Source organism: Streptomyces sp. NPDC048211, assembly GCF_043202315.1.
In the GTDB taxonomy this organism is placed as follows: Bacteria; Actinomycetota; Actinomycetes; order Streptomycetales; family Streptomycetaceae; genus Streptomyces.
Genome location: NZ_JBIDAD010000007.1, coordinates 303779 through 315894, shown reverse-complemented (window position 1 = coordinate 315894; position 12116 = coordinate 303779). Strand labels below are relative to the sequence as shown.

At 71.3% G+C, this 12116-nt stretch carries 13 protein-coding genes; 5 read left to right on the top strand and 8 right to left on the bottom strand.

All coding sequences use genetic code 11. The features are described from left to right. Positions 1-18 precede the first annotated feature (18 nt). Positions 19-612: a pyridoxamine 5'-phosphate oxidase family protein gene (locus ACGFZA_RS26165; RefSeq protein ID WP_393682253.1), complete on the top strand. Its 594-nt coding sequence runs from the start codon at positions 19-21 to the stop codon at positions 610-612. 64 nt (positions 613-676) lie between these two features. Further along, positions 677-1378, top strand: a complete 702-nt coding sequence (locus ACGFZA_RS26160; RefSeq protein WP_393682251.1) for a L,D-transpeptidase — start codon at positions 677-679, stop codon at positions 1376-1378. A 105-nt stretch (positions 1379-1483) separates the two neighbouring features. Here ACGFZA_RS26160 and ACGFZA_RS26155 read toward each other — a convergent pair whose 3' ends face one another. After that, entirely contained in the window at positions 1484-2341 is an 858-nt protein-coding gene (locus ACGFZA_RS26155; protein ID WP_385287295.1) for a nuclear transport factor 2 family protein, read from the bottom strand. Positions 2342-2361: 20 nt separating this feature from the next. Further along, positions 2362-2961 carry an NADPH-dependent FMN reductase gene (locus tag ACGFZA_RS26150; RefSeq protein ID WP_385287297.1) on the bottom strand — a complete coding sequence of 200 codons (600 nt, stop codon included), beginning with the start codon at positions 2959-2961 and terminating at the stop codon, positions 2362-2364. Between the two features lie 197 nt (positions 2962-3158). Here ACGFZA_RS26150 and sigJ point away from each other — a divergent pair, with 197 nt between their 5' ends. Both sigJ and ACGFZA_RS26140 read left to right on the top strand, forming a co-directional pair. Continuing rightward, a complete protein-coding gene (gene sigJ / locus ACGFZA_RS26145; RefSeq protein ID WP_385287299.1) occupies positions 3159-4091 on the top strand; it encodes an RNA polymerase sigma factor SigJ in 933 nt (310 codons plus the stop codon). A gap of 121 nt (positions 4092-4212) precedes the next feature. Beyond that, positions 4213-4665 carry a VOC family protein gene (locus ACGFZA_RS26140; protein ID WP_393682248.1) on the top strand — a complete coding sequence of 151 codons (453 nt, stop codon included), beginning with the start codon at positions 4213-4215 and terminating at the stop codon, positions 4663-4665. 176 nt (positions 4666-4841) lie between these two features. Here the strand turns inward: ACGFZA_RS26140 and ACGFZA_RS26135 are convergent, their stop codons facing one another. The 6 genes from ACGFZA_RS26135 to ACGFZA_RS26110 form a co-directional block, all read right to left on the bottom strand. Beyond that, entirely contained in the window at positions 4842-5378 is a 537-nt protein-coding gene (locus ACGFZA_RS26135; RefSeq protein WP_385287303.1) for an arginine repressor, read from the bottom strand. A 10-nt stretch (positions 5379-5388) separates the two neighbouring features. Beyond that, complete coding sequence (locus ACGFZA_RS26130; protein WP_385287305.1) at positions 5389-6600, bottom strand: acetylornithine transaminase; 1212 nt, start codon at positions 6598-6600, stop codon at positions 5389-5391. Beyond that, a complete protein-coding gene (gene argB, locus ACGFZA_RS26125) occupies positions 6597-7499 on the bottom strand; it encodes an acetylglutamate kinase (RefSeq protein ID WP_073737466.1) in 903 nt (300 codons plus the stop codon). The genes ACGFZA_RS26130 and argB overlap by 4 nt, the downstream gene beginning before the upstream one ends. Continuing rightward, entirely contained in the window at positions 7496-8650 is a 1155-nt protein-coding gene (gene argJ / locus ACGFZA_RS26120; RefSeq protein ID WP_385287307.1) for a bifunctional glutamate N-acetyltransferase/amino-acid acetyltransferase ArgJ, read from the bottom strand. The genes argB and argJ overlap by 4 nt, the downstream gene beginning before the upstream one ends. Continuing rightward, complete coding sequence (gene argC / locus ACGFZA_RS26115; protein WP_385287309.1) at positions 8647-9675, bottom strand: N-acetyl-gamma-glutamyl-phosphate reductase; 1029 nt, start codon at positions 9673-9675, stop codon at positions 8647-8649. The genes argJ and argC overlap by 4 nt, the downstream gene beginning before the upstream one ends. A gap of 357 nt (positions 9676-10032) precedes the next feature. After that, positions 10033-11205 carry an epoxide hydrolase family protein gene (locus ACGFZA_RS26110; RefSeq protein ID WP_393682244.1) on the bottom strand — a complete coding sequence of 391 codons (1173 nt, stop codon included), beginning with the start codon at positions 11203-11205 and terminating at the stop codon, positions 10033-10035. Positions 11206-11285: 80 nt separating this feature from the next. On the opposite strand from ACGFZA_RS26110, the gene ACGFZA_RS26105 reads away from it, so the two are divergent. Then, positions 11286-11861, top strand: a complete 576-nt coding sequence (locus ACGFZA_RS26105; protein ID WP_393682242.1) for a CGNR zinc finger domain-containing protein — start codon at positions 11286-11288, stop codon at positions 11859-11861. Positions 11862-12116 lie beyond the last annotated feature (255 nt).

Sequence of the window (12116 nt, the reverse complement as noted above, 5' to 3'; positions counted from 1 at the left end):
GGGCGGATAATCGCGCCCATGGGAAAGACGTATGCACGTATCGACGGACGGCTGCGTACCTTCATCGAGGCGCAGCCGATGTTCTTCACCGCCACCTCCCCACTGGATGCCGAAGGCACGGTCAACCTCTCCCCCAAGGGCGTCAGTGGCTTGTTCGCCGTGCTCGACGAGCTGCGCGTGGCCTATCTGGACTTTGCCGGGAGTACGGCGGAGACCGTGGCGCACCTGCGCGAGAACGGCCGGATCACCCTGATGTGGTGCGCCTTCCAGGGGCCGCCGAACATCGTGCGGGTGCACGGCCGCGGTGAGCCGGTCTTCCGTGACGACCCCCGGTTCCCGGAACTCCTCGCGCGGTTCGACGGCGTCGACCCGTCCCGGCACGGGCTGCGGGCGATCATCGTGGTGACGGCCGAACTGATCCGGGACACCTGCGGATACGGCGTGCCGTTCATGCGCTACGACGAGGACAGGCCCCTGCACGGGCAGCGCTTCGCACGGGAGGACGACGCCTCGCTCAGCGCCTACTTCGAGAAGAAGGAGCATGTCGCGACCAGCATCGACGGGCTGCCGGGACTGCCGCTCCCGTTGCCCGTCATGCCGCCCGCTTCCTGAACCACTGGGCCGTACGGAGCAGGTCCACAGGTGCCCCGGCGGCGGCCCGTCTACGGTCCGAGGCATGCGCAGACTTCTGGTGACCGGTTCGGTCCTGCTCGCTCTCGGCGGGCTGCTCGGGGCCCGTCCCCCGGCGGCGACGCCGCTGCCGCTGCGACTGGCCGACACGGGCGGCGGCAGCCAGCTCATCACGGCCGAGGCGCCCGGTACCGCCTCCACCACGGGAACCGTCACCTGGTGGAGTCTGCGGGCCGGCCGCTGGGTGGCGGCCGGATCGGCGCCCGCCCGCTTCGGGGCGAACGGGCTGGCCGAGGGCACTTCACGCAAGCAGGGCACGAACACCACACCCACGGGCCTCTACGACCTGCCGTACGCCTTCGGGGTGGCGGGGCCCCGGCCGGGGACGCGCTACCCGTACCGCAGGGTCACCGACCGGTCGTGGTGGTGCCAGGACACCGCCGCGCGCGCCTACAACCGGTGGGTGGAGCCGCGGCCGGCCGACTGCCGGGCGGCCGAGGCCGAGCACCTGATCGACTACCCGGCGCAGTACGCCCGGGCCCTCGTCGTCGGGTTCAACTACGACCGGCCGGTACGGGGCCGGGGCGCCGGGATCTTCCTGCACGTCAACGGGCGCGGCGCGACCGCCGGCTGTGTCTCCGTGCCGGCGGCCGCGATGGACCGGATTCTGGCCTGGGCCGATCCGGCGCGCCGTCCGCACCTCGCGATCGGGACCCGGTCGGGCCCGACCACGATCACGCGCTACTGATCCGGCCCCACGAGCCGCGGCGGACGGGCCCGTCCGGTCGGCTCTGGATCTTCACCGAGCCGTGCCGCGCCGCAGGGGCAGGCCCCGAAGCCGTCCCCCCGTCGCTCACGCCCTCGGCGCACCCTGATCCGCGACGGGCCCACCGGGCTTCCCGGCGAGTGGCGTCGAGTCCAGATACCGGATCTCATAGACGCGTTCGGCGAACCGCCAGCCGGCCGGAGTGCGCCGGTAACGATCGTGGTAGAGCGCGTAATTGAGGTGCGAGGCGCCATCGCGAAGCCGGACGACCTCACAGAGACCGGCGCGGCCGGTCGCGGTGTCTCCCGAGAGGAACGTGACCCCGGGGTGGGCCGTCTGGACGAAGAACTCGAATCCGGCCTCACGCTGCCGCGCCAGAGCCAGGATTCCGTCGCGGCCTGCCGCCTCGACGCCTGCCTCGGGGATACGGACGGCGCCGTCCGGCAGGAAGAGGGAGGCGAGCCGGTCGTGGTCGTTCATCATCACCGCGTCCGTGAACTCCGCCCGGAGCGCCTCGATCTCGGCACGGTCCCTCAACTCGTCCGGTTCGCTCACCCCCGTTTCGTCCACGAGGCGGCCGCCGACGGCGGTACGGTCGTCGCGCGTGGCGACCAGGTCGACGACGACCCCGGCCCGGTGCTGCTCGCCGAGCGCCGTCGCGACGGCGTCCGTGACCGCTGCGACGAGCCGGGCCGCGACCCCCGGACCGTCCGCCCGGGTGAACGCCTTCTCGCGGACGGCGAGCGTCACGGTCGGCGCCGCCTCGGGGCGCGCGACCCCGCCGACGGCCCGGCGGCCGACCGCGATGCCCACCAGCTGTACGACCACGAGAGGGCGGGCCCACTCCCCGTAGACGGAGGTGACCGCTTCCGTGAGCCGGGCGATGAGGTCGTGCTCGTGCCCGGCGATCTGGGGCTCGGAGGCATGGATCATGAGATGGGGCATGCTGATCGTCTCTCTTCCGGTCACGATCGGTGGGCGGGGGTTCGGGCGGCGGACGACGCGCGGGCACGCCGCACCGGTTCGAGTGCCGCGGTCCAGGCGACGACCCGGTCGAGCAGGTCCTCCAGCGCACGCGCCCTGGACTCGTCAGGAGCGAACACCGTGAAGTCCTCGAAGTCCGTGGCCAGGTGGAGGGTGACCTGGGCGGGCACGTCGGCGAGCCCGAGCAGACCGCAGATCTGCCGCAACTGGGCCGCGGACCCGGTGCCGCCCGCGGCGCCGTACGAGACGATCCCGGCGGCCTTGTCCCCCCAGCCGGCGTAGACGAAGTCGATGGCGTTCTTGAGCGCACCGGGGAGCTGGTGGTTGTACTCCGGTGTGACGAACACGAATCCGTCGAGCGCCTCGACCGCGCGCACCCATGCCTGAGCCTGTGGGCCTCCGGCTCCGCCCAGGGCGGGCGGAACCACCTGGTCGAAGAGGGGAAGCCGGAACTCGGCGAGGTCGACGAGCCGGAACTCGGCGTCGGACCTCTGGGCCGCGGCCTTGTGGACCCACTCGGCGACCTGCGGGCCGAGCCTTCCGGGCCGCGTACTGCCGATGATGATGCCGATCTTGGTCATGATGCCTTCTCCTGACGCTGTTTCCGGGGCGTACCGGGCACGCCGTCGCCGTCGTGGTCCGCAGGTGTGCTCATGTCCCTCACCGACGCGGTGGTGGTCCCGATCGTCAGGAGACGGGCCGCCGTCTGACATCGGCGGGTCCTGATCCGTCGTATCAGGGGGACGATTCGCAGAGGCGACTGGAAGGCGCTGACCGCATGGACATCACGGGCAAGGACGAAGAGGCTCCGGCGCGTCCGGAGGACGATCCGCTCATCTCGGAACGGCGCGGCCTCGCCAACATCGCCTACCGGCTGCTCGGCTCACTGACCGAGGCGGAGGACGCCGTCCAGGAGGCGTACGCCCGTTGGTTCGCGCAACCTGCCGAACGCCGGGCGGCCGTCTCGAATCCGGCTGCCTGGCTGACGACCGTCGTCAGCCGGATCTGCATGGACCAGCTGCGTTCGGCGCGCATGCGCCGGGAACGGTACGTCGGGGAGTGGATCCCGGAACCACTTCCGGCGCGGGCCGAGTGGAGCGGGCTCTCCCACGGATCGACGGCGAGCGATCCCGCCGACCACATCACGCTGGACGAGTCCGTCGAGATGGCGTTCCTGGTGGTGCTGGACTCGATGACGCCGGCCGAGCGTGTCGCCTTCATGCTGCACGATGTGTTCCGGGTGCCCTTCAACGAGGTCGCGGAGATCGTGGGACGCACCCCGGGTGCCTGCCGGGAGCTCGCCTCGTCGGGCCGTCGCCGGCTGGCGGCGGCCCGCACCGGCACCGCGGGGGCGGGACGGCGTTCCGCCGTCGTCGGTGAGTTCCGGAGGGCGTGGCAGGCCATGGACGTGGAGGCCCTGGTCCGGGTCCTCGACCCGTCGGTCATCGCCACCTCCGACGGCGGCGGTCGCGCGATGGCCTCGCCGGTGCCGATGCGGGGCCACCTCCGGGTCGCGGAGTTCCTGATGCACCTGGCGGCCCTGGGTGGCCGGCCCGACCTCCTCGAACGGACCGTCAACGGACAACCGGGCCTGGTCGCCGTGGACGGCCGTCAGGTACTGACCGTCTACGCCTTCGACATCGACGAGTCCCGCATCCGGCGTATCTGGGCGATTCGCAACCCGGACAAGCTGCGGCCCTGGACCGGTTGAGGCGGGCGGCGGTCCCGCGCCTGACAACACGCGGCGCACGGCCGTCGAACTGCCGGGCCCTCGGCACGCCTCGACGCGGTGCTCGAACGGGCCGGACCCGAACCCCCGAAAGGAAACACCTATGTCGTTCGATTCCCACACCCTGCATCTGACCGTGCACGGCACGGCCGAGGCATCCGCCTGGTACCAGAAGGCGTTCGGAGCCACGGAGCTCACCCGGCTGGTGGTGCCCGGCGGCCGGCTGATCCACGTCCAGGTCCGCATCGGGACGCTCACCCTGATGCTGGCCGACGAGTTCCCCGAGTTGGAGTCCTACGGACCGCGGCACTTCGGCGGCACATATGGCGCCGTCTACCTGCACGTCGACGACGTCGACGACGCCTGGCAGCGGGCCGTCGGCGCCGGGGCCACCGTGATCCGCCCGTTGAGCGACGCCTTCTGGGGGGAGCGGGAGGGCCAGTTGCTCGACCCCTTCGGGCACCGGTGGGGGCTCACGCAGCATCTCCGTGACGTTCCCCCGGCCGAGCTCCAGGAACGCACGACCGAAGCGTTCTCCGGCCTCACCGCGGGCTGAGCCCCACCGCGGCTCCCTCGGTGGGGCGTCCGGCTCCCCGCACCCGGTCACCGCCGGCGGACCGGCCTCGCAGGCGGCCGTGCCGATGGCGGCCGGCGTCCCGCCCCGGCCGTCACCTCATGACGGGGGCCGTCCGGCCTTGCGCCGGACGGCCCCCGTCATGAGTCATCGGTCCTCTAGCGGTCGTTCTGCGCGAGCCGCAGCAGATGGTCGGCGAGCGCCTGCCCGCCTGCCGGGTCGCGGCTGATCAGCATGAGCGTGTCGTCGCCCGCGATGGTGCCGAGGATGTCGTGCAGCTCGGCCTGGTCGATCGCCGAGGCGAGGAACTGGGCGGCGCCCGGGGGCGTACGCAGCACGACGAGGTTGGCCGAGGCCTCCGCCGAGATCAGCAGTTCGGCGGAGAGGCGGCGCATCCGCTCCTCCTTGGCGGAGCCGCCCAGCGGTGCGTGCGGGGTACGGAATCCGCCCTCGCTCGGCACCGCGTAGATCAGCTCGCCCCCGGTGTTGCGGATCTTCACCGCACCCAGCTCGTCCAGGTCCCGGGAGAGCGTCGCCTGGGTGACGCTCAGCCCGTCGTCCGCGAGGAGCTTGGCCAGCTGGCTCTGCGAACGCACCGGCTGCCGGTTCAGGATGTCCACGATCCGGCGGTGCCGTGCGGTGCGGGTCTGCGGCACGGACGGTCCGCCGTGCTCGGATTCCTGCGCCTCGGTCATCGTCGTCGCCTCATTCTCCGGTGTGTCCTTCCCCGGATCGTCCGTCCCCGTATGCCGCGTCGAGGGCACCGGGCAGCGCCTGGAGGAACGCGTCCACCTCCGGCTCACCGATGATCAGTGGCGGCATCAGCCGTACGACATCGGGCGCGGGTGCGTTCACCAGGAGTCCGGCTCCCTGAGCCGCCTGCTGCACCTGGGGTGCGAGGGGCTCGGTGAGCACGATACCCAGCAGCAGGCCGGAGCCGCGGACGTGGGAGACCAGCGGGTGCCCGAGGCCCTCCACACCGTTGCGGATCCGCTCGCCGAGCCGCTTCACGTTGTCCAGCGCACCGTCTGCGGCCAGGGTGTCCAGGACCGCGAGACCGGCGGCGCAGGCGACGGGGTTGCCGCCGAACGTCGTGCCGTGCTGACCGGGCGCGAGCAGCTCGGCGGCCGCGCCGAACGCCACCGTGGCACCGATCGGCAGCCCGCCGCCCAGCCCCTTGGCGAGGGTGACCAGATCGGGTTCCACGCCCTGGTGGGCCTGGTGCTCGAACCAGGTGCCGCAGCGGCCGATGCCGGTCTGCACCTCGTCCAGGACGAGCAGGGTGCCTGTGGCGCGGGTGATCTCCCGGGCCGCCTCCAGATAGCCCTTGGGGGGCACGACCACGCCGATCTCGCCCTGGATGGGCTCGATGATCAGCAGCGCGGTGTCGGTCGTCACCGCGGCCCTCAGCGCCTCGACGTCTCCGTACGGGACGTGCGTGACATCTCCGGGCAGCGGGACGAACGGCTCGCGCTTCTTCTGCTGGCCGGTGAGCGCGAGGGCGCCCATGGTCCGGCCGTGGAAACCGCCGTCGGTGGCGACCATATGGGTACGCCCGGTCAGCCGGCCGATCTTGAACGCGGCCTCGTTGGCCTCGGCGCCCGAGTTGCAGAAGTAGACCTTGCCGGTGCGGCCGAAGAGCTGGAGCAGCCGTTCGGCGAGTGCGACCGGCGGCTCGGCGATGAAGAGGTTGGAGACGTGGCCGAGGGAGGCGATCTGGGTGGAGACCGCCTCGACGACCGCGGGGTGTGCGTGGCCCAGCGCGTTCACCGCGATGCCGCCGACGAAGTCGAGGTACTCGGTGCCGTCGGCGTCCCACACATGGGCGCCCTCGCCGCGGACGAGGGACAGCTTCGGGGTGCCGTAGTTGTCCATCAGCGCGGACTTCCAGCGCTGCGAGAGCTCGGCGTTGGTCATGCTTCCCCCTGTGCGTCGGGCACGACCATCGTGCCGATTCCTTCGTCGGTGAAGATCTCCAGCAGGATCGAGTGCTGGACCCGGCCGTCGATGACCCGGGCGGTCTCCACGCCGTTGCGTACGGCGTGCAGGCAGCCCTGCATCTTGGGCACCATGCCGCTGGAGAGTTCCGGCAGGAGCTTCTCCAGTTCGGTGGCGGTGAGGCGGCTGATCACGTCGTCGCTGTTCGGCCAGTCCTCGTAGAGGCCCTCGACGTCGGTGAGGACCATCAGCGTCTCGGCGTTCAGCGCGGCGGCCAGTGCGGCGGCCGCGGTGTCGGCGTTGACGTTGTAGACGTGGTTGTCCTCCGCCGAACGGGCGATGGAGGAGATGACGGGGATGCGGCCGTCGTCCAGCAGCGCCTGGATGGCCCCGGTGTCGATCGCGGTGATCTCGCCGACCCGGCCGATGTCGACGGCCTCGCCGTCGATCACCGGGCGGTGCTGGATCGCGGTGATCGTGTGGGCGTCCTCGCCGGTCATGCCGACGGCGAGCGGGCCGTGCTGGTTGAGCAGGCCGACGAGCTCGCGCTGGACCTGCCCGGCGAGCACCATCCGTACGACGTCCATCGCCTCGGGCGTGGTGACGCGCAGCCCGGCCTTGAACTCGCTGACCAGGCCCTGCTTGTCGAGCTGGGCGCTGATCTGCGGGCCGCCGCCGTGCACGACGACGGGCTTGAGGCCGGCGTGCCGCAGGAAGACGACGTCCTGGGCGAAGGCGGCCTTCAGCTCCTCGTCGATCATGGCGTTGCCGCCGAACTTGATGACGACGGTCTTGCCGTTGTGCCGGGTCAGCCAGGGCAGGGCCTCGATGAGGATCTGCGCCTTCGGGAGTGCGGTGTGCTTCCGCGCGGTGGTCATGAGCTGTACGCGCTGTTCTCGTGGACGTAGTCCGCGGTGAGGTCGTTGGCCCAGATGACGGCCGATTCGGTGCCGGCGGCGAGGTCGGCGGTGATCCTGACCTCCCGGTAGCGCATGTCGACCAGGTCGCGGTCCTCGCCGACGCCGCCGTTCTTGCAGACCCAGACGCCGTTGATCGCGACGTTCAGCTCGTCCGGCTCGAAGGCCGCCCTGGTCGTGCCGATGGCGGACAGCACGCGGCCCCAGTTGGGGTCCTCGCCGTGGATGGCGCACTTGAGGAGGTTGTTACGGGCGATGGAGCGGCCCACCTCCACCGCGTCGTCCTCGGTCGCGGCGTTCACGACCTCGATCCGGATGTCCTTGGAGGCACCCTCCGCGTCACCGATCAGCTGCCGGGCGAGGTCGTCGCAGACGGTCCGTACCGCCTCGGCGAACTCCCCCTGCTCCGGAGTGATGCCGCTCGCCCCGGAGGCCAGCAGCAGCACGGTGTCGTTGGTGGACATGCAGCCGTCCGAGTCGACCCGGTCGAAGGTGGTGCGGGTGGCGTCGCGCAGCGCGGCGTCGAGCGCGGGGGCGGCGACGTCGGCGTCGGTGGTGAGGACGACGAGCATCGTGGCCAGGCCGGGAGCGAGCATGCCCGCGCCCTTGGCCATGCCGCCGACGGTCCAGCCCTCGCCGCCGGCGACGGCCGTCTTGTGGACGGTGTCGGTGGTCTTGATGGCGATGGCGGCCTTCTCGCCGCCGTGCTCACTCAGGGCCGCCGCGGCCTTCTCGATGCCGGGCAGCAGCTTGTCCATGGGGAGCAGCAGGCCGATGAGCCCGGTCGAGGCGACGGCGATCTCACCGGCGCTGTGCCCTTCGAGGACCTCGGCCGCCTTCTCGGCGGTGGCGTGGGTGTCCTGGAATCCCTGCGGACCCGTACAGGCGTTGGCTCCGCCGGAGTTGAGGACGACCGCGGAGACCTCGCCGCCCTTGAGGACCTGCTCCGACCAGAGGACGGGAGCGGCCTTGACACGGTTGGAGGTGAAGACGCCCGCGGCGGCGCGACGCGGACCGTTGTTGACCACGAGGGCCAGGTCCGGGTTACCGCTGTCCTTGATTCCCGCGGCGATGCCCGCCGCGGAGAATCCCTGTGCTGCCGTGACGCTCACGGTGCCACTCCGATCGTGGAAAGTCCGGTGTCCTCGGGGAGTCCGAGGGCGATGTTCATGCTCTGCAGGGCCCCGCCCGCGGTGCCCTTGGCGAGGTTGTCGATGGCGCTGATCACGATGATCCGGCCGGCCGCCTCGTCGTACGCGACCTGGATCTGCACGGCGTTGGAGCCGTACACGGCGGCGGTCGCCGGCCACTGCCCCTCGGGGAGCAGGTCGACGAACGGCTCGTCGGCGTAGGCCTTCTCGTACGCGGCACGCAGGGAATCGGCGCTCACGCCGGGCTTCGCCTTCGCGCTGCACGTGGCGAGGATGCCGCGGGGCATGGGCGCGAGGGTCGGGGTGAAGGACACGGTGACCGGTTCACCGGCGGCGGCGCTGAGGTTCTGGATCATCTCGGGCGTGTGCCGGTGGACCCCGCCGACGCCGTACGGCGACATGTTGCCCATCACCTCGGAGCCGAGCAGATGCGGCTTGGCCGCCTTGCCGGCGCCGGAGGTCCCCGAGGCGGCGACGATCACGGCCTCGGGCTCGGCGAGCTGGGCCGCGTAGGCCGGGAAGAGCGCCAGCGAGACGGCGGTCGGGTAGCAGCCGGGCACCGCGATGCGCTTGCTCCCCGCCAGCGCCGCCCGCCCGCCGGGCAGCTCGGGCAGGCCGTAGGGCCAGGTACCGGCGTGCGGCGAGGCGTAGAACTTCTCCCAGTCCGCGGCGTCCTTGAGCCGGAAGTCGGCCCCCATGTCGACCACGAGCACCTCGTCACCGAGCTGCTCCGCCACGGCGGCGGACTGCCCGTGCGGCAGGGCCAGGAAGACCACGTCGTGCCCGGCGAGCACCTCGGGGGTGGTCGGCTGGAGCACCCGCCCGGCCAGCGGCCTCAGGTGCGGCTGCAGGGCGCCGAGCGGCTGGCCCGCGTTGGAGTTCGCCGTGAGGGCCCCGATCTCGACCTCGGGGTGGACCAGCAGAAGGCGGAGCAGCTCCCCGCCGGCGTATCCGCTCGCCCCTGCCACTGCTGCACGTACCACCATCGAAATCCTCCTCGTCGATGGCATGACTATACGCATTGCCGCACTTTTATGCAAAGACATGAGATCATCCACACGGCCCGGCGTGAAGACGTTCCCAGTTGGCACGCGCGTACGCCAGTCAGCGAATCCGGCTCCCGCGGCACCGCGTTGTGCGGCACGTGATGGTGAGCGACCGCCGCCACGGTCAGGCAGCGCCGTCACGGGCGCGTGAGCGAGACGGCGGACACCCGGATTCCCTCGAATCCGCGGCACCTCGAATCACGCTCTCCACGCTGTACGCCGGGGATGCGGGGCAACGGAGCCGGTGGCGGCCCCCCGACCGCGCCCCGTGAGGGGATGCGGCCGTGCTGGCCGCGTTCACCGATGGGCGGCCAGCACGGCCGCGAAGCCCTCTCTCAGGTCCCTGACGAAATACCCGGGGACCTCCAGCGACGGGAAATGCCCTCCCGCCTCGGGCGACCTCCATCGGACGATGCGGCGGTACCGCTCCTGAGCCCAGGGGCGCGGGCTCTTCTCGATGTCGCGGGGGTACATGGTGATCGCCGACGGGACGTCGACCCGGAGTCCGGGGTCGAGCGAGTTGTGGCTCTCGTAGTAGATGCGGGCCGCCGATGCGCCGGTCCGCGTCAGCCAGTACAGGGTGACGTTGTCGAGAACACGGTCCCTGGAGATCGTCTCGAACGGGCTGTCCTCGGTGTCCGACCACTCGGCGAACTTGTCGAGGATCCAGGCAAGAAGGCCGACCGGTGAGTCGACGAGCGCGTAGCCGATGGTCTGCGGCCGGGTCGCCTGCTGCTTCGCGTACGCCGCGCGGTGGTGCCAGAAGTCGTGGGTCTCCTCGGTCCACCGGCGCTCGGTCTCCGTCAGCCCGTCCGTCGTCAGCCCGGGCGGCGCCTGTGCGAACGTGCTGTGGATACCGATCACGTGCGCCGGGAACCTGCCGCCGAGGACCGTGGTGATGTTGCCTCCCCAGTCGCCGCCATGGGCCAGGAACCGGCCGTAGCCGAGCCTTCCCATCAGCTCGACCCATGCCGCCGCGATCTTCCCGGTTCCCCATCCGGTGGTGGCCGGTTTCTCGCTGTACCCGAAGCCCGGCAGCGAGGGGACCACGACGTGGAACGCCGGCGCGTCCGCATCGTCGGGATTCGCCAGCTCCTCCACCACATCGGTGAACTCGGCGATGCTGCCCGGCCAGCCGTGCGTCAGGATCAGAGGAGTGGCGTCGGCGCGCGCGGACCGGCGGTGCAGGAAGTGGATTCCCAGACCGTCGATGGTCGTGCGGAACTGACCGATCCGGTCGAGGCGCTCCTCGAAGGACCGCCAGTCGTACCCGGTGCGCCAGTAGTTCACGACATCGACGAGGTCGTCGAGAGGAACGCCCTGTTCCCACCGGCGGGAGCCGGTCGCGGCGCCATGGACCGTCTCGTACTCCGGAAGTCGCGCAGCGGCCAGTCGCGTACGCAGATCATCGAGGTCTGCGTCGGTCGCGTGGGCTCCAAACGCTTGTACATCGCTGGTCGGAAGGGGCATGGGACCTCCTGGCTCGTAGAACCGCCTAAGACGGTTCTAACAGCTCTCCGGACCATGCCGCAACCGGCTAAGGTGGTTCCATGCGTCCTGGCTTCCCTGACTTCCGCCTCGGTTCGGTGCTCGCGACCAGCTTCACGGGGACCCTGTCGGAGCGTCAGGGCGATGCCGTGGAGCGCATTCCCACGCCGCAGCGACTCGTCGACTGGCTGGCCGAGTACGGCCTCGCCGTGGACTCCTGCACCACCGCCCAGCTCGACCTCGCCCGAGAACTGAGGGAGTCGATCCACGCCGCCGCGACGGCGGCAGCGGTCCAGGACGCTCTCCCCGCCCCCGCTGTCCGCGTCATCAACGACCGCAGCGCCCAGGGCCGGGCCGCGGCCGTCCTGACGCCCGGGGGCGAACGGCAATGGCGGCTCAGCCCCGCTTCCCGCCTGGAGGACGCCCTCGGCGTGATCGCCGCCGACGCGATCAGCGTCATCTCGGGCGAACGGGACGGAAGACTTGCCCTGTGCGCCTCACCGACCTGCCGGGCCGCCTTCTTCGACACCAGCCGGAGCCGCAGCCGCAGGTGGTGCGACATGAACACATGCGGCAACCGCCAGAAGAAGGCGCGTTTCCAGGCGAGCCGGCGCATGAAGTCCGGATCAGCGGAGTGAGCGTGGCCCCGGCGCGCCCCAGCAGGTCCCACCCCCGGGGCGCGTCCGTCGCGTGGGGCACAGCCCAACGGCGCCGCTGAGAGCCGTCCGTCGCCTTCGCGCCACGTCCTCGAACAGCGGTTCCACGTCTACTGACGGGCCGGCAGGCCGCTCACCTGACGGCGGTCGTTCCGCTCAACGCTCATCGAGGCCACCCGGAGCCGGGGCGTCGGGAGCAGTACGCCCGCCCCCGGCCACTCCCGCAGACGCGGGGTC